The sequence below is a fragment of the Streptomyces sp. NPDC055962 genome, assembly GCF_042270185.1.
In the GTDB taxonomy this organism is placed as follows: Bacteria; Actinomycetota; Actinomycetes; order Streptomycetales; family Streptomycetaceae; genus Streptomyces.
In genome coordinates this window covers 321659-340769 of record NZ_JBHJYN010000003.1, presented here as the reverse complement: position 1 = coordinate 340769, position 19111 = coordinate 321659, and the positions used below count along the sequence as shown (strand labels likewise).

Annotated in this window: 18 protein-coding genes; 3 read left to right on the top strand and 15 right to left on the bottom strand. The window is 71.8% G+C overall.

Going from position 1 to position 19111, the window contains the following annotated elements; translation table 11 throughout:
• Positions 1–25 precede the first annotated feature (25 nt).
• The 12 genes from ACFC51_RS12070 to sbnA are packed head-to-tail and all read right to left on the bottom strand — an operon-like array spanning position 26 to position 11164.
• The gene (locus ACFC51_RS12070) at positions 26–1114 is read right to left on the bottom strand and encodes a MupA/Atu3671 family FMN-dependent luciferase-like monooxygenase (protein ID WP_376528337.1); all 1089 of its coding nucleotides are present in this window, start codon (positions 1112–1114) and stop codon (positions 26–28) included.
• A gap of 17 nt (positions 1115–1131) precedes the next feature.
• Complete coding sequence (gene acpS, locus ACFC51_RS12065) at positions 1132–1500, bottom strand: holo-ACP synthase (protein WP_376376101.1); 369 nt, start codon at positions 1498–1500, stop codon at positions 1132–1134.
• Complete coding sequence (locus tag ACFC51_RS12060) at positions 1497–2651, bottom strand: acyl-CoA dehydrogenase family protein (RefSeq protein ID WP_376376103.1); 1155 nt, start codon at positions 2649–2651, stop codon at positions 1497–1499. The genes acpS and ACFC51_RS12060 overlap by 4 nt, the downstream gene beginning before the upstream one ends.
• On the bottom strand, positions 2648–3280 hold the full coding sequence (locus ACFC51_RS12055) for an acyl-CoA dehydrogenase family protein (RefSeq protein WP_376376105.1): 633 nt from the start codon (positions 3278–3280) through the stop codon (positions 2648–2650). The genes ACFC51_RS12060 and ACFC51_RS12055 overlap by 4 nt, the downstream gene beginning before the upstream one ends.
• On the bottom strand, positions 3277–4155 hold the full coding sequence (locus ACFC51_RS12050) for a hypothetical protein (protein WP_376376107.1): 879 nt from the start codon (positions 4153–4155) through the stop codon (positions 3277–3279). Before ACFC51_RS12050 ends, ACFC51_RS12055 begins: the two co-directional genes overlap by 4 nt.
• Positions 4156–4158: 3 nt before the next feature.
• On the bottom strand, positions 4159–4434 hold the full coding sequence (locus tag ACFC51_RS12045) for an acyl carrier protein (protein WP_376376109.1): 276 nt from the start codon (positions 4432–4434) through the stop codon (positions 4159–4161).
• 38 nt (positions 4435–4472) lie between these two features.
• Complete coding sequence (locus ACFC51_RS12040; RefSeq protein ID WP_376376110.1) at positions 4473–5753, bottom strand: type III PLP-dependent enzyme; 1281 nt, start codon at positions 5751–5753, stop codon at positions 4473–4475.
• Positions 5750–7228 carry an ATP-grasp domain-containing protein gene (locus ACFC51_RS12035; protein WP_376528335.1) on the bottom strand — a complete coding sequence of 493 codons (1479 nt, stop codon included), beginning with the start codon at positions 7226–7228 and terminating at the stop codon, positions 5750–5752. The genes ACFC51_RS12040 and ACFC51_RS12035 overlap by 4 nt, the downstream gene beginning before the upstream one ends.
• Position 7229: 1 nt before the next feature.
• Positions 7230–8171 (bottom strand): 3-oxoacyl-[acyl-carrier-protein] synthase III C-terminal domain-containing protein, encoded by a 942-nt coding sequence (locus ACFC51_RS12030; RefSeq protein WP_376376114.1) that lies wholly within the window; start codon positions 8169–8171, stop codon positions 7230–7232.
• Positions 8155–9105, bottom strand: coding sequence for an ornithine carbamoyltransferase (locus ACFC51_RS12025; RefSeq protein ID WP_376528332.1), 951 nt, complete (start codon positions 9103–9105; stop codon positions 8155–8157). The genes ACFC51_RS12030 and ACFC51_RS12025 overlap by 17 nt, the downstream gene beginning before the upstream one ends.
• Positions 9106–9142: 37 nt before the next feature.
• Complete coding sequence (gene sbnB, locus ACFC51_RS12020) at positions 9143–10165, bottom strand: 2,3-diaminopropionate biosynthesis protein SbnB (protein ID WP_376528330.1); 1023 nt, start codon at positions 10163–10165, stop codon at positions 9143–9145.
• Between the two features lie 3 nt (positions 10166–10168).
• Complete coding sequence (gene sbnA / locus ACFC51_RS12015; protein ID WP_376528327.1) at positions 10169–11164, bottom strand: 2,3-diaminopropionate biosynthesis protein SbnA; 996 nt, start codon at positions 11162–11164, stop codon at positions 10169–10171.
• Positions 11165–11330: 166 nt separating this feature from the next.
• Here sbnA and ACFC51_RS12010 point away from each other — a divergent pair, with 166 nt between their 5' ends.
• The 3 genes from ACFC51_RS12010 (at position 11331) to ACFC51_RS12000 (ending at position 13929) form a co-directional block, all read left to right on the top strand.
• Positions 11331–12722 carry a condensation domain-containing protein gene (locus ACFC51_RS12010; RefSeq protein ID WP_376376121.1) on the top strand — a complete coding sequence of 464 codons (1392 nt, stop codon included), beginning with the start codon at positions 11331–11333 and terminating at the stop codon, positions 12720–12722.
• Complete coding sequence (locus tag ACFC51_RS12005; protein ID WP_376376123.1) at positions 12710–12979, top strand: acyl carrier protein; 270 nt, start codon at positions 12710–12712, stop codon at positions 12977–12979. Before ACFC51_RS12010 ends, ACFC51_RS12005 begins: the two co-directional genes overlap by 13 nt.
• Positions 12980–13095: 116 nt before the next feature.
• Positions 13096–13929 carry an aminoacyl--tRNA ligase-related protein gene (locus ACFC51_RS12000; protein WP_376376125.1) on the top strand — a complete coding sequence of 278 codons (834 nt, stop codon included), beginning with the start codon at positions 13096–13098 and terminating at the stop codon, positions 13927–13929.
• A 31-nt stretch (positions 13930–13960) separates the two neighbouring features.
• On the opposite strand, the gene ACFC51_RS11995 is transcribed toward ACFC51_RS12000, so the two are convergent.
• The 3 genes from ACFC51_RS11995 to ACFC51_RS11985 are packed head-to-tail and all read right to left on the bottom strand — an operon-like array spanning position 13961 to position 18991.
• Positions 13961–15295: a helix-turn-helix domain-containing protein gene (locus ACFC51_RS11995; RefSeq protein ID WP_376376127.1), complete on the bottom strand. Its 1335-nt coding sequence runs from the start codon at positions 15293–15295 to the stop codon at positions 13961–13963.
• Positions 15292–17082 (bottom strand): ABC transporter ATP-binding protein, encoded by a 1791-nt coding sequence (locus ACFC51_RS11990; RefSeq protein WP_376376129.1) that lies wholly within the window; start codon positions 17080–17082, stop codon positions 15292–15294. The genes ACFC51_RS11995 and ACFC51_RS11990 overlap by 4 nt, the downstream gene beginning before the upstream one ends.
• Complete coding sequence (locus ACFC51_RS11985; RefSeq protein ID WP_376528325.1) at positions 17075–18991, bottom strand: ABC transporter ATP-binding protein; 1917 nt, start codon at positions 18989–18991, stop codon at positions 17075–17077. Before ACFC51_RS11985 ends, ACFC51_RS11990 begins: the two co-directional genes overlap by 8 nt.
• Positions 18992–19111: the final 120 nt, after the last annotated feature.

The following is a 19111-nucleotide window of genomic DNA, read 5'->3' as shown; positions in this document are numbered from 1 at the left end:
GAACGCCGCCGCCCGGCCCCGGACGTCAGGCTTCCGTGCCGGGACCCCCGCTGCCCGCGGCGACCCTGGCCCGCAGCGAGTCGAGGTGGTGCAGGGAGCCCAGCACCTCTTCCCGGTCCACGCCGAAGTCGACGAGGCACGCGATCTCGTCCACGCCCATGGCGGCGAGTCTGCGCACCACCTCGACGCCGTCCTCGACGGTGCCGAACAGGCCCGCGCTGGTGAACAGCCGGTCGAACTGCCTGGTGAGCATGAACTCCTTGTCCTGGGCGGAGACCCGGTTCAGGTCGAAGCCGTCGGCACCGGGAGCGGCCGGGGAGGCCGCGATCAGCTCCATCGAGCTGCGCAGGTACCCGGTGAGCGGTTCGCGCACCATGTCGCGTATCCGCGCGCGGTCCTCGCCGATCAAGGTGTGCAGCATCAGCACCACATGGCCGGGGGCGTCGGCACCGTGCTCCTCGGCCAGCGCCTCCCGGTAGGTGGCGATGTTGCGCTCCAGGGCGTCGTCCGCCTGTCCCAGCTGGTGGGTCAGGATGCCCGCGCCGAGTGTGCCCGCGATCCGGAAGCTCTGCGGCGATCCCGCCGCCGTGATCCACACCGGCAGTTCCGCCTGGACGGGGCGGGGGAAGAGCCGTACCCGGCGCCTCCCGCCCTCCGGCCCGTCGAACTCGGCTTCCTCGCCCCGCCAGAGACGCTGTACCGTGCCGACCGCCTCGACCATGATGTTCTTGCGGTCCTTGTAGTTCCCGGGCTGGAGCAGGAAGTCCCCCTCGTGCCACCCGGAGGCGAAGGAGACGCCCGCACGGCCTCCGGAGAGGTTGTCGACGACGGACCACTCCTCGGCGATCCGGACCGGATGGTGCAGAGGGGCCACCACACTGCCCGCGCGGATCGCCACCCGCTCCGTCACTGCGGCCAGGGCGGCCGCGGTCAGCGACGGGTTCGGATACTGCCCACCGAAGCTGTGGAAGTGCCGTTCGGGCGTCCACACGGCGCGGAAACCATGCGTGTCCGCGAAGCGCGCGCTCTCCATCAGGAGGCGGTACAGGTCGCCGTCACCGTCCGCGGAGCTGTCGGCCGCGGTGTCGGCGAAGAAGAAGAGACTCAGGTCCATCGGTCCATCCCTCGGATTCAGGTTGCAATGGCCACGCAGACCACCAGGCCGCCGTGGTGACTGAGCGACAGGTCGATCCGCTCGACGCCGGCCCGCTCGGCGACCGCCAGGGCGCCACCGCCGAGCCGGACCCGCGGCGCCCCGTGGGCGTCGGTGAGTACCTCGATCTCGTGCCAGACCAGGCCCTGTCCCAGGCCCCGGCCGAGCGCCTTCGCGCTGGCCTCCTTCGCGCAGAACCGCCCCGCCAGGTACTCCGCGCGCCGGGGCGCGCCCAGGGTCTCGGCGTGGGCGAGCTCCGCCGCCGAGAACACGATCCGCCGGCCACCCGGGTGGGCGGCGACCTTCGCGAACCGGGCGATCTCCAGCAGGTCCACGCCCACCCTCACCGCGGCCCTCCGGTCCGGACCCGCCCCCGCACCCACGCACGCGAGACGTGCAGGCGCTGGATGTCGCTGGTGCCCTCCATGAACTCGAACGAGCACACGTCGCGCGTCCACTTCTCCAGCAGCGGATGGTCCGTCAGCGCCGCCGGACCGAGCGACCGTACCGCCCAGCGGGACGCCTCGCGCGCCGCTGCCACGGCGGCGATCTTGGCCGTGCTGGACAGCGCACCGGCGTCACGGTCGAGGTCCAGGGCCGCACCCGCCTCGTAGACCAGGCGACGGCAGCTTTCCAGGCGGGCCCGGACGGCTTCCAGGCCCGGCGCCCGTGGGCGCTCGGCGCGCACGAGGTCCACGCAGGCCAGCCCCGTGCCCACCGCGAGCGCGGCGACCTGGGGCCGTACGGTGTTGAACACGCGGACCGCGCCCCACAGACCGCGCCTGGTGGGCGGCAGATGCCGGGCGAGCAGCCGCTCGTCCGGTACGGCGACGCCGTCGAGCCGGATCTCCCCCAGGGCGGCGCCGCGCAGGCCCACCATGTCCAGCCCCTGGGCGTCGAAGCCGGGAGCCCCTGCCTCCACGAGTGCGGCACGGATCGACAACGGCCCGGCGCCCGTCCGGGCGAAGACCACGCCGACGCTGCCGCGGGCGCCGTTGCCGACGTACTTCTTCGTGCCGTCCAGCCGGTGCGGACCGGGAGCGCCGGTGCTCAGGGCGCACTCCATGCCACCGGCGTCACTGCCGTGGGCGGGTTCGGTCACGGCGAAGAACGCCCAGACGTCCTCACCGGCGACCGCGCGGTAGAAGTACTCGCGCTGCCGCTCGTCGCCGAGCTGGTCGACGAGGATGCCGGCCAGGCTCGGGCCCGGGGCGGCGAGCACCATCCCCGCGTCCCCGTAGGCGAGTTCGGTCATCCACACCACGGTGTCCAGGGACGACCCGGAGGCGTACGTGAAACGGCCGACGCGCAGCGGGTCGCCGTAGCGCTCCGGTGTCGTGCACCGGCGCACCAGGTCGAACCCCGGCACACCCAGGTGCGGTTTCATCTCCGACGGGGCCGCGTCGAGCGCCGCCGCGTGGTCACGCAGTTCACCCGCGCACTCGGCGGCGGCGCCGCGCAGCGCCACCCGCCGGTCGTCGAGTCCGTCCACGGTCATCGTGCTCCTTCCGGGACGTCCGGCCGGGCGAGCCACAGGTCCGAGGCGAGTGAGGACAGATACAGGGCGCGTACCGGATGGCCGGTGATGTAGCCCTCCGCGCCGAACAGCCGCGTCGTCGCCCAGCCGGCCTCGGTCAGCCGCTCGTGCCGGTCCCACACGGCCTCGGCCGACCCGCTCACGGGCTCCACCGAGGCGATCTCGATCTCGGTGACGACGTCGGCCAGCGCCCCGCCCACCAGCTGGTGCTCGATCAGCGGGACCCCGCCGAAGCGCCGGGCGCCCAGCCGTTCCACGGCCGCATCCAGCAGGGCGGAGAGCACACCGACCCGTACGGCGGCGAGGCGGGCGGCGCGCAGCGCGGTGAGCCCCGCTCCGGCGCCGGCACCCCCCGCGGTGAAGCGGACGAGGGCGAGCCCCTCGAGCGCGGCGAAGGGGTGCGGAAGCACCTGCGCGCCTCCGGCCGCCCCGCCCGGCTCCAGCGAGGCCGACGGCAGGAGCGCCGAGCCGCCCGGTGCCTCGGCGGCGACGTCGAGGCCCTCCAGCACCGCTGCCAGACCGGCGGCCAGACCGCCCTCGCGTCCCAGGTCCCGGCAGCGCCTCAGGTCGGCCCCGGCGCTGCCCTTCACGAGGCCGCCCCCGGTCGCAGCCCGGCCCGGAACAGCCGGCCGGAGTGCGGATCGTAGTCGGCGACCACGGTGTGGCGGTCAGGTGCCCAGTGCTCGGCGAGCGCCGCCCACGCACTGGTGCACAGCAGGTCGGACGCCCCCTGGACCAGGTCGCCCCCGGCACCCGGCAGCGGATCGAGCAGGTCGGCGAGCATCCGGCCCACCACCGTCATGGTCCGCGGGCCGGGTCCCTGCCCGAGGAGCAGCCCCGCCGCCGCGTCCGGGCCGACGGCCCGCTCGTCCACGAAGTCGAGCTCCATGCTCCCCGGCCCGCCCGCGCTCCCCGCGCCCAGCAGGACCGCGCAGTCGGTGCTCAGCCCGGTGTGGGTGTCGGCGTCGTAGTAGGGGAGGGTCGACTGGTCCATCACGAGGACGGCGCCCTCGTCCAGCTGCCGGGCCGCGTGCAGACCGGACAGGACGCGCAGCGCCGTGAACGGCGCGCCCACGCCCTGCCCCGACAACGAGAACACCTCCGGGTTCCCCGGACACCTCTCGGCCAGATAGCAGCCGGCCACCTCGACGACGCTCATGTCGGGCACGTGGTAGGCGAGCACGACCTTGTCCAGCGGGGGCAGCGGCCGGTCCAGGCCGTCGAGGAGCTGCCCCGCCATGCCGATGAAGCTGTTGCCGCCGCCGCCCTCGTAGCGCGCGTGGTCGGGTTCCTCGCCGAAGGCGGCGAGGAACTGGGTCATGAACGTGAGATCGACCCCGGCCAGCGCGGCCGGCCGCCCGGGGAAGTCCCGGGCGGCCGGGCGGCCGAGCCGCAGGGTCCTGGTGGCGTCCGGACGCGCGGTGCCACGCGGCGGCACGTCCGTCGTCCGCGTCGTCTGCCGCATCGGTCAGGACGCCTGCTCTTGTTCCGGCAGGCGAGCCTCGACGTACGCGGTCAGGCTGCCGACCGTCTCGAAGACGTCCGGCGTCAGCTCGTCCGGATCGATCTGGAGCCCGAGGGTGTCCTCGAGCTCCATCAGCAGCTCGATCACGCTGGTGGAGTCCAGCCCCAGATCACTGAAGATCCGTGTCTGCGGCGTCAGTTCCGGCAGCTCCTTGTTCAGTACGGCGGCGAGGGCCTCCTGGAGCGTGCCGGCCGTCGTGGTGTTGTCGGTGTTCACCATGGTCTCTTCTCCCATACGGGGCGGGGCGGGGGTCGGGTTCAGCCGAGGTGATCGGCGTCGCGCAGTTCGGGATGGGTCTCCTGTCTGCCGAGGACGTCCTCGACGGTGTCCCGGCGGCGCACCAGGTACGAGCGGCCGCCCCGCAGGACGACCTCCGCCGGGTAGCCGTGGCTGAGGAAGTACACCGGCGAGGCCGACGGCCCGTAGGCGCCGGAGCGCAGCACACCGATGAGGTCGCCGGGACGCAGTCCGGGCAGGGCCACCCCCTTGGCCACGGTGTCGTTCGGGGTGCACAGCGGGCCCGCGATGTTCCAGGGGCCGGGCTCCTCGGACGGCTCTGCGGTCCGGGAGAGCAGCTCGACCGGGAAGTTGCGCTTGACGAAGGACCCGATGCCCACGGCGGCCATGTGGTGGTGGGTGCCTCCGTCCGCGACCGCGAACTTCTCGCCCATGGACTCCTTGGTGTAGCGCACCCGCATCAGGTAGGTGCCACCGAGCGCCGTGAGGTACCTGCCGGCTTCCATCATGAGACGGGTCTCCGGGTGCGCCGAGGCGAACCCGTCCAGCAGCGGATTGAGGTCCTTGGCCAGCACGGCCGTGTCCAGCTCCTGCTCACCGTCGAAGTAGGCCGCGCCCAGACCGCCCCCGATGTCCACCGCCGCGAGGCTGATGCCGGTGGCCGCCGCGATGCGCTCGGCGAGGTCCAGGATGTACGCGGTGTTCTTGACGACCACCCCGGCGTCGAGGATGCGCGTGCCCAGATACACCTGGACCCCGGCCACGTCGGCGTGCCGGTACGCGGCCAGCGCCGGCCCCGCCGCCAGGATCTGCGCCTCGTCCATGCCGAACTGGCGCGGCTTGCCCCCCATGGTCAGACGCGAACCGGCGATGGACAGGGCGGGGTTGACGCGTAGCAGCACCCGCTGGCGCACGCCTCGCACGCGGGCCGTCCCGTCGATCTTCCCGAGCTCGTCGAAAGACTCGCAGACGATCGCGTAGATGCCCGCCTCCACGCAGGCGTCGATCTCCTCCTGGCTCTTGCCGGGGCCGAGGAAGATGATGTCGGCCGGATCCGTCCCCGCGTCGAGGACGAGGCGGAGTTCGGCGAGGGAGGAGACCTCGGCGCGTGCCCCCGCCGTGTGCAGGACGTCGTAGACGCCCCGGTTCGGGTTCGACTTGAGCGAGTAGAAGATCTCCAGCGACGGGTGAAGCGCCGAGCGCAGCGCCTTGAGGTTGGCGGCGAGCCAGTCGCCGTCGTACACGTAGGTCGGGGTTCCGTACTGCTCGGCGAGCGCGTTCCAGTCGGTCTCTTCACTCACGGCGTGGCCACCATTTCGTTCAGCAGGGTCTCGGCCCGTTCTCTCGTACGCCGCACGTCCTGCTCGTCCTCACCGACACAGATCGCGTAGAGGCGCCCATAGGGCTTTCCCTCGGCCAGGAGCATGGCGTTCAGCGTGGCGAAGTTGTTGACCAGCACACCGCCCCGGCCCCGGGCCCCGGCCTCGGGGACGCTGTCCAGGAGCAGGTCGCCGAGCGCGGCGCGGACCTCGCCGAAGCCGTACGCACGGCTCGGCCTGAGGTCGAAGGTCGTGGCGAGGGCGTACTGCCCGTCCTGGATCAGGCGCTCCGAGACCCGGTTCTGGTAGGTCGCCATGTTGAAGCGCGCGTTGATCTCCAGACAGGGGTAGAGCGTGCCGTCCGCGGCGAGCAGCGCGTCGACCCCGACGAGACCGAAGTAGCCCGCGGCCGCCAGCTCCTTGCCGATCACATCGGCGGCCACCCGCAGTTCCCCGATCTGGTCGGGCCGCAGGTCCGGGGGGAAGAGGTGCCCGCGGTGCACGCCGTTCTCCGTGAGCGCGGTCTTCACGGTCTCGAACGTGACCCCGCCGTCGCGGCCTACGACGAACTGGTAGTTCAGATCGGCCTGTTTGTCGATCCAGCGCTCGACGACGACCGAGACGCGCCGGTCGGCGCCGGCCCGCCGCTCGATCATCCGCAGCAGGCGTTCACCGCGTCCCGCGTCCTCCAGGACGACCATGCCGCGCCCCGAGACGCCCAGTGACTCCTTGACCACCACGGGAGTGCCCGCCCGGACCAGATGGGTGTCGAGCGCCGCGGCCAGCTCCTCCACCGTCCGGCACACGGCGCCCGGGACGGCGGTCAGCCCGGCCGCGTCCACCAGCTCCCGGCTGAAGATCTTCCCGTTCACCTCCTTGCAGACCGCGGCGCCGGGACCGGCCAGCGGCAGCCCGGCGGCCTCGGCCAGGCGCTCCTCGTCCGGGGAGATGCCGAGCGGCATCAGATACGTACGGCCGTCGGCGAGCGCGCGCAGCGCCTCCAGCAGCCGCGGCGACTCCAGCGCGTCGACGGTGACCGACCGGTCCGGGACGTTGTGGTCCACCGTCAGGTGCTCGCCCTCGGCCGCGCCGAGTGCGTCCAGATACTCGGCGTAGCCGGGATCGACCGCGCTCTTGAGCACCACGGCGTCGTGTTCGTCGGCCAGCAGGACGCCGACCTCCTCGATCCGGTTCACCGTGGCCGACGAGAAGGACAGCCCGGTGCCGGGCAGCCTCGGCTCGTCGAGGCCCCAGACACGCTCGACCTCGAAGTTGTTCACGTAGACGAAGCGGGCGGCCGGGTCCGCGACCAGGGCGTTCTTCAGGCGTGCGGTGAACCCGGCGGCCGTCGGCGGCTGTTGCGGCGACGGCGCGTGCTGGGACGCGGACGGCGACGGCGCGTGCTGGGAGGCGGATGGCGACGGCGCGGGTGGCGACGACGCGGGTGGGGAAGACATGTCACTCCTGTCCGGTAGAGGTTCTGGCCACCGCGGCGGTGAAGGTCCCGCCCTGGCCGGCGGAGACCAGGAGCACGGTCGCTCCCGGCCGCACCGCTCCCTCGGCGCGCGCGGTCGAGAGGTTGATGAAGGGGTCCGCGCAGAAGCAGTGGCCGGTCTTCGGTACGTTCTTCAGATAGATCCGGTCGAGGGGGAGACCCAGCCTCCGCGCGGTGGTCGTCCACGAGTAGCGGTTCACGTTGTGCGGCAGCACCAGGTCGATCCCGTCGAGACCGAGGCCCGCCGCGTGCACCGCGTCGAGCATCACCGAGGCCAGCTCCGGCGCGTAGGCCAGGGTGTAGTGGTGCTGCATCTCCTCCGGCATGTTCATGGCCTGGTGGAACTCTCCGCGGGTGTGGTGCGCCACGCTCAGCAGTGCGTCGCCCGGACCCTCCAGCCCGACCACCAGGCCGACGGTCGCGTCCCCGAGGACCGACGTCCCCGGCAGGTGCTGCATCACCGAGGACAGTGCCTTCTCGCCGACGAGGACCAGCGCCGTGCTCCCGGCCGGCTCCGCCGCCAGCAGGGTCTCCGCCACCTTCAGCACGTTCAGGCCGACGGCGCAGCCCTGGTGGGACATCGAGAACGCGGTGGCACCGTCCAGTCCCAGCTTCGTGCGCAGCACGTCCATCCAGCGCAGGCCCGGCGGCGCGACGTGCTGCACCGTGTGGGCGTGGATCAGGCAGCGCATCCGGGAACGGTCCAGGTCCGCCAGCGCCTCCTGCCCGATCGACAGCAGCATGTCCAGCGTGGAGAGCCCCTCGGCGACGACGATCCGGTCGAGCCCCAGGAACCGGGTCAGCAGCCTGAGCTCGGTCCGGGACAGGTCCAGACGCTCGCGCAGATCGGAGATGGCCGTGCTGTGCGGGGGGACGAAGGGCACGATCCTACGCAGATAGAGCACGGGACCACTCCAGGACGGCCATGGCACTGTAGAGCTTGTTCTCGGCCTGGTCGAACGCGATGCTCACGGGGCCGTCCAGCACCTCCGCGGTGACCTCCTCGCCCCGGTGCGCCGGAAGGTCGTGCATGAACACGGCCTTGGGGGAGCCCCCCATCAGCGCGTCCGTGACCTGGAAGGGGGCGAACACGCTGCGCCAGTCCGGGTCCGGCTTGCTGGTCCCGGTGGTCTGCCAGCGCGTGGTGTAGGCGACGTCGAAATCGACCGGCAGCCGGTCCATGTCGTGCCGTTCGCTCACGTCGGAGCCGTGCGCGGCCGCCGACCGCCGTGCGCGGGCGAGCACCGACCCGTCCAGGCCGTACCCCGGCGGCGTGCGCAGTTCGAGGCGGACCCCGCGGTACCGGCTCAGACCGAGCGCGAGCGCCGCGGCGGAGTTGTTCCCCTCGCCGACGTACACGACGCTCAGGCCGTCCACCGCACCGAACCGCTGGGTCAGGGTGGTCAGGTCGGTCAGCCCCTGGGTGGGGTGCTCCTCGGCGCTCATCGCGTTGACCACGGCCATCCGCTGCTGCGCCGCCCAGGCGCGCATCTCGCCCATGTCCCCGGCGGTGCGCGCCACCAGGACGTCGAGCATCCCCGCCATCACCCGGCCGGTGTCCTCGGTGGTCTCCCCGGTGTTGAGCTGGAGGTCGTCGGGTCCGTAGGTGACCACACCCGCCCCGAGGCGCAGGGCGCCGGACGAGAACGCCGTACGCGTACGGGTCGAGGTCTTGCGGAAGTAGACACCGACGACGTCGCCGGCCAGGGCCGTGCCGGTGGCGCGGTGCCCCTGGGCCGACCTGCGGGCCAGTGCCGCGCCGTGTTCGACGATGTCCCGCACCTCCGAGTCCGCGAGGTCGTCGAGAGAGATCAGGTGCCTGCTGGGGTGCTTCGTCATGGAGCGTGCCTCCGTTCGCTGCGGTGGATGCGGGGCCTCACCATCGTTCGACCTCGGCGAAGAAGTCGGGCACCTGCTGGACCTGGCCGGACTCCCGGCCGGCCCGCAGGATCTCCCGGCCCACCGCGAGGTCGAGCACCCCGAGGCCGAAGGGGGAGAAGATCCGCGGCCGGTCCTGCCCCAGGCGCAGCTCCCCGAGGACGAGCTGCGCGACCGTCCCGTCGATGAAGTCGCGGTGGCCGAACTTCTGCACCGCCAGGTGGGGCGAGGTGCCGGCCTTCAGGCAGTGGTCGATGTCGTCGAGGACGTTGTGGGAGGCGGCGATCAGCTCCGGGCCGATGTCGCGCAGCGAGATGTTGAGTACCGACTGGCCGGGAGCCAGGGCACCCGGGTCCAGGATGTACGGCGTGGCGGCGGTCGTCGCCAGCACCACGAGGTCGGCGCCGTCCACCGCCTCTTCGAGCGTGCCCGAGGTGCGCGCCCGGTAGCCGAGTGCCCCGGCGTGCCCGGCCGACCTCCTCGCGTACTCCTCCACCCTGTCGTGCACCGTGATCTCGCCGAAGGACCAGTCGAGCGCGTGGAAGAACTCGATGATGTTGCGGGAGATGACGCCCGCGCCGATGACGGCCACCTTCGACGCCTCCCGGGAACCGTGCAGATGCTCGGCCCCCAGCACGGCGGAGGCCGCGGTGCGCGCCGCGCTGATCTGGGCGGCCTCCAGGCAGGCGAAGGGGTAGCCCGTCTCCAGGTCGTTGAGCAGCAGTACCGCCGAGGCGCGCGGGACGTTCCGCGCGATGTTGCCCGGGAAGCTGCCGATCCACTTGATGCCCGCCAGCCCCTCCGTCCCGCCGGCCGCCGCGTCCGCCGGCAGGGCCGCGGGCAGGGCGATGATCCTCGCGTCGGGTCTGTCGGGGAAGCGCAGGAAGTAGCTGTCGGGGTTGATCGTCGCGCCCCGCTGATGGGCCAGATAGGTCTCCCTGACCCGGGCGAAGATCTCCGGTCGGGAGGCCTCGATCACGGCGCGGACGCTTTTTCCGCCCATCACCTGGAAGGAGAACATGGGTCAGTTCCTCGCCCTCGTCAGCTCGAACAGCTCGTCGTCGGACTCTTTGAGACACTCGGGGCCGAAGGTGCCGGTCACCCAGTCGTCGTTGTAGATCGTCTGGACGTAGCGCTCGCCCAGGTCGGGCGAGACGGCGACCACCCGCGATCCCTCCGGGAGTTCGGGGGCACGCTGCAGTACCGCCCGCACCACCGATCCGGTCGATCCGCCGGCGAAGAGGCCGTAGCGCCGGGCGAGCCATCGGCAGGTGCGCACGGTGTCGGTCTCCGCGACCAGCTCGGTGTCGTCCACCAGGTCCGTACGCAGGATCTCCGGGCGTCTGCTCGTCCCGATCCCCGGGATGTACCGCCGTGCCGCCGGATGGCCGAAGTTGACCGAGCCGACCGCGTCGACCGCGATGATCCGGGTCCCCGGCGAGTGCCGGCTGAAGTGGTGGATGCAGCCCATCAGGGTCCCGGAGGTGCCGGTGCCCACGAACAGGTAGTCCAGGTCCGGGACGGCGGCAGTGATCGCCGCCGCCGTGCACCGGTCGTGCACGGCCCAGTTCGCCGGGTTCGCGTACTGGTTGAGCCAGACGAGGTCCTGGTCCTCGGCCAGCTGCTCGTGGATGTAGCCGATCCGGGTGCCCAGGTAGCCGCCGCTGGCGTCCAGCCGGTTCACCGTCACCACCTCGGCACCGAGGGCCCTGATGATCTCGACGCTCAGCGCCGAGGTGCTGGGGTCGGTGACGCACAGGAAGCGGTACCCCTTGGCGGCTGAGACCACTGCCAGGGCGATGCCGAGGCTGCCCGAGGACGACTCGATGAGCCGGGAGCCCCGGCGCAGGACGCCCCGGCGCTCGGCGTCCTCCACCATGCTCCGTGCCGTCTTCAGCTTGATGGACCCGGCAGGGTTGAGGCCCTCTATCTTCAGATAGAGATCGATATTCGCGGCAGCGTCGTCGAGATGAAGGAAGACATCGTCCTGGACCATCTCGTACGCGTTTTCATATATCAATTCTCGTCAACCCCGCATCGGAGAATTCAAGGACGATTATCACGAGCACAGCGTAGGGAGGGGTTTCCGGCGGGGGACAGGCAAGTGCCCGGCAGTTTGGTACAGGCAGCAAAGTTGCCGTTCCGATTCCTTGTCGAGTCCCGAAGCCGCATGCCGTACTTGACCCATGATGAAGAGGAATTCCGCACCCGCGGTCGGCGGAGAGCTGACTCCTGGGCAGGAAGCTCTCTGGCTAATCCAGAATCTCGACCCCGATTGCGTCGCCTACAACGTCACGGCGGCGCTCAGCCTGCATTTCCCTGTCGACGCCGCGGTGCTGGAGTCGGCAGTCCGGGCCACGATCCTGGACCACACCCTGCTCGGCTCGGTGTTCGCCTGCGACGACACCGGCCGCGTCCGCCGCCACCCGGCGCCGGCCACGGCCCCGGTCTTCGAGCGGCACGAGCCGGACCTCGGCACGGAGGAGTTCCGCGACTTCGCGCTGGGCCTGACCCGGCGCCCGTTCGGCCTCGACCGCGAACCGCCCGTCAGGGCCGCGCTCCTGCGGCCCCGCGGCCGTCCGGACGTCCTGCTGATCACCGCCCACCACATCGTGGCGGACAACATCTCGCAACTGGTGATCTGCCGGGAGATCCTCTCGCGGTACGCGGCACTGCGAGCGGGCCGCCGGTACGAGCCCCGGGACTCCGGCGCCGTGTTCGACCGGTTCGTGGCCCGTCAGCGTGCGTACCTGGACTCGCCGCGCGCCGACCGTGCACGAGAGCACTGGAAGCGTGAACTCCAGGGCGTGTCGGAGCACATCGCCCTGCCCGTCGACCTGCCGCGGCCGCCGCTCTACCGTCCCGAGGGCGCGGAGATCGACCTCGAACTGCCCGCGGACCTGGTGGCGGGGGTGGACGGCGCGGTCGCTGCGCGGAACGTCACTCTGTTCGCCTATCTCCTCTCGGTCTTCGAGCTGCTCGTCCACCGGTTCAGCGGCCGGACGACGTTCGTGGTCGGATACCCGGTCACCCAGCGGCAGGGGCCGGGAGCACGCGACGCGATCGGATACTTCGTCAACACCCTGGCGCTGCGGGCGGAGCTGGACCCCGAGGAGGGCTTCGACGCCCTGGTCCGCCGCACCTCCGCCGCACTCTGGCGCAGTCTGATGCACCGCGACTACCCGTTCGCGCTGCTTTCCGGACTCGTCGAGCTGCCGCGCGACCCGGGCCGGCCGGGGCCGGTCACGGTCCTGTTCGCACTCAACGAGCTCGACGAGGACGACCCCATCGCCGCGGCCATGGAACCCGGCCGCGAGGTGGAGCATGCCGGGCTGCGCACGGCCGAGTACTACCTGCCGCAGCAGCAGGGGCAGTTCGAGCTGTCCCTCCAGATGACGCGGCGCGCCCGCAGCATGCAGGCCAAGCTCAAGTACAACACCTCCCTGTTCACCGAACGCACGGCCCGACGGCTGGCCGGGGACTACCTGGAGCTGCTGCGCGCGGCCGTCGGCGACACCCTTCCCCCTGCTCTGCGCGAGCTGACCCCAGAAGCGAGAGTGAATCGATGGACGACATGAGAACCGACACCGACCGGGCCACCCGCCGTGCGCTCATCCGCGACGTCGCGGTCGCGATCTTCTCCGTCGAGCCCGCCGCGGTCGAGGCGGCCACGGACTTCGAGAAGGACCTGGACGTCGACTCCCTGCTCGCCGTGGAGTTCGTCGTCGAGCTGGAGAGCGTGCTGGGAGTTCCCCTGCACGTCGATCAGATCCCCGCGCTCATGGCGGGCCTCGACGGTGCCTACGACACGGTCGCCGAGACCGCCGGCTGGTAGACGCCCGCGCCGGGCATCCGCGTCCGCCGGACCTCCCGGGCTCCCCGGGCACACCGCGCCGCGTGTCCGTCCACCTCTCACCCATCCCGCATTCCCCAAGGAGCGTGACTGTCCCGATGACAACGACGAAGGCCGGCTGGGTGCTGCCCACCGGGGTACCCGGGCTGCTGAGCTTCACCCCGAAGTTCGAGCAGGTCCTGGCGAAGCTGCAGACGGCCCTCACCGCCGTGGACCCCTCCCCCTCGCCCGGCCCGACCTGGTACGCACCGGTCGTCCCGCGTACCCACATCGACCGCGCGCAGTACGCCGAGTCCTTCCCGCAACTGCTGGGCTCGGTGCACGCGCTGCGGACCGGCGAGACCCCGGACGCCCAGGACCCCGAGGCCGCCCGGTCCGGGACGGACGTGGTGCTCGCCCCGGCCGTCTGCTACAGCGTCTATCCGCAGATCGCGGACAGCACCGTCGGGGAGGCGCAGTTCTTCGACGCGGTCGGGCACTGCTACCGCCACGAGGCGACCAGCGAGTACGGCCGCTTCCGTGCCTTCCGCATGCGCGAGTTCGTCGTGGTCGCCGGCCAGGAGGAGGCCTGGCAGTGGAGGGACGCCTGGATCGCGCGCACGGAGGAGCTCTTCACCCGGCTGGGGCTGAAGATCTCCGTCCAGCAGGCCAGCGACCCCTTCTTCGGTCCCGGCGACCGCTTCATGCGCACGAGCCAGATCCAGCAGGACCTCAAGTACGAGTTCCACACCCAGGTCCACGACGGTGACCCGGGCACCGCGATCGCCTCGGCCAACTGTCACAAGGACCATCTCGGCGAGCGGTTCGCCATCGGTTTCGCCGGCCAGGGACCGGCACACAGCTCCTGCATGGCGTTCGGTCTCGAACGCACCGTCTCCGCCCTGATCCACGCACACGGCGACAACCTCGACGACTGGCCCGAGATCGGCTGAGCCGGTCCGCGGGCCGACCGGGCCCGGTGGTTCAGCCGAGTGCTGGACCGCCGGGCTCAGGCGTCGGACGGCCCGAGCGCAGCAGGACCTCGGCCCCGAAGGGCGCCAGCCGGTAGTGGTAGGGGTGTGCCGGATCGGGCAGCAGCAGCGAGGTGTCCAGGAGGTCCGAGACGAGCGTCAGGGGGTTGGGCCCCTCGGGCCGCCCCGACCGGTCGTAGCCGGCACTGATCTCGTCCAGCACGAAACGGCGCGAGGGCAGGGCCGCGATGCGCTCCAGCAGCAGCCGGTGGTCCTTGCTCAGGAGGTCGACGCTCCACAGGATGCTGTCCGTCACCGACCGCTGGTGGCGCAGCAGCGCGTGGTCGTTGGACCAGAGCATCTCCGGTGTCGGCCCGTACGAGAGCATCAGCCGGATGGGTATCGCCCGCAGGCACTCCGCCGCGAACTCGATGTAGCGCGGCAGGCCGCCGAGCCGGCGGCACAGCTCGGCGACCAGCGGCAGGTCCTTCTCCAGTTCCGTGGCCGCGGGGGTCCCGCTGCCGACATGGCGCAGGAAGAGCTCCACGGCCGGCGCACGGGACAGCGGCTCACCGGGCGGGTGTTCGAGGGGCAGCGGCTGGATCTCCCGGTTCGCACCCATCCGCTCGGTCAGCCTGCGACGGGTCGTGATGAGGATGTGGACGGCGGGGAACGCGGCCTGGAGCTCCCTGGTGGCCGCCATCACTCCGGCCGGGATGTGCTCCGCGTTGTCCAGCACCAGCAGCATGTCGGTGTCCGGCCCGATCTCCGGAGTGCCGGTGCCGGGCCGGCCCGGGGCGAGGCCCCGCGCCATCTGCCGGCGCACCCGCTCCAGCACCGCGGCCGTCTGCTCCCCGCGCCGGCCGTCCTCGGGATCGAGATCGCCGAGCTCCACCGCCTCGACGCCGTCCCGGAACAGGTGGCTGACCTGCGCGGCCACGTCCAGGGCCATCCTGGTCTTGCCGACCCCTCCCGGGCCCAGGAACGTCGTCAGCCGGTGCGTCCGGACGGTGTGCACGAGCTGCTGGTGCGCGGAAGGGCTGCCGACCAGGGCGGAGTCGGGCGCCTGGAGCCCGCGCCACCGCGCGGGCTCAGGGCTCTCGGCGCACTGCTGCTGCTCGTCCGTGACGCCGAGCGCGTTCACCAGCAGGTCCACCGAGGAGCGGCGCGGGTTCTGCACCCGGCCCAGCTCCAGGTTCCTGATGGTGCGCACGCTCAGGCCCGAGTACTCCGCGAGTTCTTCCTGGGTCCAGCCGCGCTGCATTCTCAGTGCCGCGAACCGCCGGGAGTTCCAGACGGGCAGGTGCCCGCCCAGCAGGGCGAATCCGTCGGTGTAGTCGAGCGTCATCGGTACCCCTGGGATTGAAGTTCGAACAGCTCGGCGTAGAGGCCGCCCAGGGCCATCAGCTCCTGGTGGCTGCCCTGCTCCCTGATCCTTCCGTCGTCCAGGACGACGATCAGGTCGGCCATCCCCACGGTGGAGAACCGGTGCGAGACCAGCAGGGTGACGGTGCTGCGCTGCCGGCCCTCGCGCGCCGCCGCGGCGAAGCGCTCGAACAGGGCGTTCTCGGTGTGGGCGTCCAGCGCGGCCGTCGGCTCGTCGAACACGGCGATGAGGGGATCGGTACGCATCAGTCCGCGGCCCAGCGCCAGCCGCTGCCACTGGCCGCCGGACAGCTCCGCCCCGTCGTCCCAGCGGTTCCCGAGCTGGGTGTCCAGCCCCTGCGGCAGGCTGTCCACGACACCCGAGGCGTCGGCCCGCTCCAGGGCGGCTCCCACGGCGGCCCGGTCCTCGATCCGCGGCAGGTCGCCGACCCCCACCGTCTCCAGGACGGGGAACTCCAGCCGGGCATGGTCCTGGAAGGCCGCGGAACATCGGGACCGCCACTCGGCGGTGTCGCACGTCGCCAGGTCCACGCCGTCCACGAGGATCTTGCCGGAGTCCGGCCGGTAGAAGCCGCAGAGCAGCTTGATCAGTGTGGTCTTGCCCGCCCCGTTGTCCCCGACCAGGGCGACGACCGCACCCGGCGGCAGGTGCAGGTCCACTCCGGCGAGCACGCCGCGGCCGTCCTCCGCACCCGGATAGGCGAAGCCGACATCGCGCAGCTCGATGCCCTGTCCGAGGGTCTCGGGCAAGGAGGCGGAGACCTTCCGGGCGCCCCGCTCCTCGGCCACGTAGTCCTGGAGCCACACCAGGATGCGGCCCACCCGAAGAACCACCAGGAAGTAGGTGCCGTACTGCACCGCCGTGCTGACCGTCATGGTGAGCTGGGCGGCCAGGCCCAGCACCAGGACGACGTCGCCGGCCGTGGCCTCACCACGCACGGCGAGCACCACGACGAGCGTGATCGCGGCGATGTACCCGAGGGTGGTGACCACCGCGTCGAGCGCCTGCAGGCACGCCCCCCGCCAACTCGCCCGGTTGCGCTGCCCGATCACCCCGCCCGACACCTTCCGGTGGCGGTCGCCGAGCAGGTCCGTCAGACCGTAGACGCGCAGCTCGCCCGCCGCGTCGGTCGACGTGCCCAGTTCGAACAGGTGCCGGCGGAGGCGTTCCTGCTCGCTCGTCGCCTCCTGCGCCCGTACGGTCAGATCACGGCTGAGCTTGCCGAGCCAGAAGGACACCAGGGCGAGCACGGGCAGGCACAGCAGCAGCGGGTCCACACCCGCCAGCAGGACCGCGGTGACGATCAGCGTCGCCCCGACCCGCAGCACACCGGCCGTCGCGTTCACCATGCCGGACAGCTGGCCCTGCTGCTCACGGATGCGCTGCACCTGGTCCAGGTAGGCCGGGAACTCGTAGTGCGTCAGTCCCTCGGCGCCGCCGAGCAGCCTCATCAGCCGCCTGCTGGCCGCCGCCGTGGCACGTTCCTGGACGGTGAACAGGCAGTGCACGTAGTAGAAGACCGAGCCCAGCGCGACCCCGACGGCGAGGGCCAGCAGCACGGCGGCGCCGAGGCCGAGGCCGGTGTCGCCCGAGACCGCCGCGTCGATGATCAGCTTGGCGCCGAGCCCGCCGAGTGGCACGGAGACCTCGAAGAGGATGCCGGTCAGGAACTGCATCGTCGCGTGGAAGGGGGCAGCCCCCACACCGATCCGCATCAGTTCCCGGTAGCCCCGCAGTGTCTTACGCATGTCCCGCCTCCGCCGCCGCCCGCGGCGCCGCGGCCGCACTCCCACCGCTCCGGGGCTCGACGAAGCGAGCCGCCTGGAGGTCGAACATCGCCGCGTACCGCCCCTGCCGGGCGAGCAGTTCCTCGTGTCCGCCGTCCTCCACGACCACCCCCTTCTCGAGTACGACGATGCGCTCCGCGCGCCGTACGGTGGAGAAGCGGTGCGAGATCAGGATCGTGGTGAGTCCGGCCGTCAGTTCCAGGAAGCGTTCGTAGATCTCCGCCTCGGCCCGCACGTCGAGTGCGGCGGTCGGCTCGTCGAGGATCAGGACCCGTGCTCCGGCGTCCACGGCGAACAGGGCACGGGCGAGCGCGATGCGCTGCCACTGGCCGCCCGACAGGTCCGTGCCCCCGGTGTACTCCGGCGAGAGCACGGTGTCCCAGCCGCCCGGCAGCCCCTCGATCAGCGGCAGCGCCCCCGCCCGGTGTGCCGCCTCACGCAGTCTGTCCCGGTCGCCGGCCCACTGCGGCGCGCCCATGGAGATGTTCTCCGCCGCGGTCAGGTGGTAGCGCGCGAAGTCCTGGAACAGCACGCCGATGCGCTCACGCCAGGCCGCAGGCTCCAGGTCCGCCAGATCGTGGCCGTCGACGCGGATGACGCCGGATGTCGGGGTGTGCAGGCCGCACAGCAGCTTCACCAGCGAGCTCTTTCCCGCCCCGTTGTCCCCGACGACGGCCAGTGAACGGCCCGCGGCGATGTGGAGGTCGATCCCGCTCAGCGCCTCGCGGTCGTTCGCGGGATAGCGGAAGCGGACCCCTTCGAAGTCGATCCGCGCCGTGGGGAACCCGGCGGGCAGCTCGGTGAGCCGCGGCCTGTCCCGCGCCTCGGCGGACAGGCGCGCGTCCAGGTTCAGGACGCGGGGGACCGCGGCACCGGCGAAGGACAGGTAGGCGTTGTTGTCGTCGAACGCCGTGTAGTTGTTGGCCAGTCCGAGCGCCTGGGTGTAGACGGCGACCGCGCCGATCCCGATCTCCTGGTGGACGGCAGCCCACGCCAGCACGCCGTACGAGAGCAGGTTGATCAGGGCGACCGACCCGGTGGCACCCAGCACGACCCGGGCGCGCGGTCTGCGCTCCTGCCGGACCGGCTCCGTCGCCTCGCTCCAGGACCGGCCGAACCGGTCGATGAGCCAATCCAGCAGGCCCCAGATCCGTACCTCCTTGGCCGCGGGCCGGGTCAGCACCAGATCGCGCAGGTACTCCGCCCGGCGCAGGGCCGTGCTGTGCTCGCCGCCCACCTGGCCGACCCGGAAGTACTCCCGCTGCATGAAATGCACGATCACCGGCCAGGCCAGCAGCCAGATCAGACCCAGCCACCAGTGGAAGGCCAGCAGCAGGGCCGCCGCGGCCAGCGCCCGCAGCCAGGCCGGGAGCACCACCGACAGGGCGGCCACGGCGTGGCTCGGGCGGTCGGTCTCCGTGGTCCCCAGGCCGCGCACCACCCTGAGGGCGTCCAGTACATGGGGGTCCGTCAGGTGGGCCGTGCCCTCGGGGCGGCCCGTGGCCGCCATGACCCGCTGCTGCAGATCCCGGTCCACCTCGCGGCCGAGGGTCTCACCGAGCGCCCTCAGGAGCGGCGCGAGGGTCTGCTGCACCAGGACCAGCCCCCCGGCCACGGCCAGCAGGACGAAGGTGTGCCGCCCGGCCGGCGAGGACAACCCGCCGTCGAGGGCCTCCTCGATCGATCCGATGAGCAGCCCGGTCACCACTGCGCCGGCCATCGGGAGGACCGCGGCCACCAGCACACCGAACAGGCCGAACACCGCCTTGCTCCGGCTGATGCGGGGGAGCAGGCCCAGGAGGGTGACGATTCCGTGGACGGTCGGGGGGATCTTCGGCCTTCGGCCCAGGGGGATGCGCAGAAGGGGCATGGGAGAGGCACACTTCCTGTCCGGTCGAGGTGATGCCGCGAGGGGAGGGGCGCCGACGGCCCCAAAGCTAGGAAGGCCCGGTTCGAGGACGGTACGGCGGCGGTATGGTTTCGCTGTTCG

What these genes read in the sequence shown, in the direction of transcription:
- ACFC51_RS12000 (WP_376376125.1), top strand. Translation starts at nt 13,096, where the DNA reads ATGACAACGACGAAGGCCGGCTGGGTGCTGCCCACCGGGGTACCCGGG.
- ACFC51_RS12025 (WP_376528332.1), bottom strand. Translation starts at nt 9,105, where the DNA reads ATGACGAAGCACCCCAGCAGGCACCTGATCTCTCTCGACGACCTCGCG.
- ACFC51_RS12060 (WP_376376103.1), bottom strand. Translation starts at nt 2,651, where the DNA reads ATGACCGTGGACGGACTCGACGACCGGCGGGTGGCGCTGCGCGGCGCC.
- ACFC51_RS12010 (WP_376376121.1), top strand. Translation starts at nt 11,331, where the DNA reads ATGATGAAGAGGAATTCCGCACCCGCGGTCGGCGGAGAGCTGACTCCT.
- ACFC51_RS12070 (WP_376528337.1), bottom strand. Translation starts at nt 1,114, where the DNA reads ATGGACCTGAGTCTCTTCTTCTTCGCCGACACCGCGGCCGACAGCTCC.
- ACFC51_RS11995 (WP_376376127.1), bottom strand. Translation starts at nt 15,295, where the DNA reads ATGACGCTCGACTACACCGACGGATTCGCCCTGCTGGGCGGGCACCTG.
- ACFC51_RS12005 (WP_376376123.1), top strand. Translation starts at nt 12,710, where the DNA reads ATGGACGACATGAGAACCGACACCGACCGGGCCACCCGCCGTGCGCTC.
- ACFC51_RS11990 (WP_376376129.1), bottom strand. Translation starts at nt 17,082, where the DNA reads ATGCGTAAGACACTGCGGGGCTACCGGGAACTGATGCGGATCGGTGTG.
- sbnB (WP_376528330.1), bottom strand. Translation starts at nt 10,165, where the DNA reads ATGTTCTCCTTCCAGGTGATGGGCGGAAAAAGCGTCCGCGCCGTGATC.
- ACFC51_RS11985 (WP_376528325.1), bottom strand. Translation starts at nt 18,991, where the DNA reads ATGCCCCTTCTGCGCATCCCCCTGGGCCGAAGGCCGAAGATCCCCCCG.
- ACFC51_RS12050 (WP_376376107.1), bottom strand. Translation starts at nt 4,155, where the DNA reads ATGCGGCAGACGACGCGGACGACGGACGTGCCGCCGCGTGGCACCGCG.
- ACFC51_RS12035 (WP_376528335.1), bottom strand. Translation starts at nt 7,228, where the DNA reads ATGTCTTCCCCACCCGCGTCGTCGCCACCCGCGCCGTCGCCATCCGCC.
- ACFC51_RS12045 (WP_376376109.1), bottom strand. Translation starts at nt 4,434, where the DNA reads ATGGTGAACACCGACAACACCACGACGGCCGGCACGCTCCAGGAGGCC.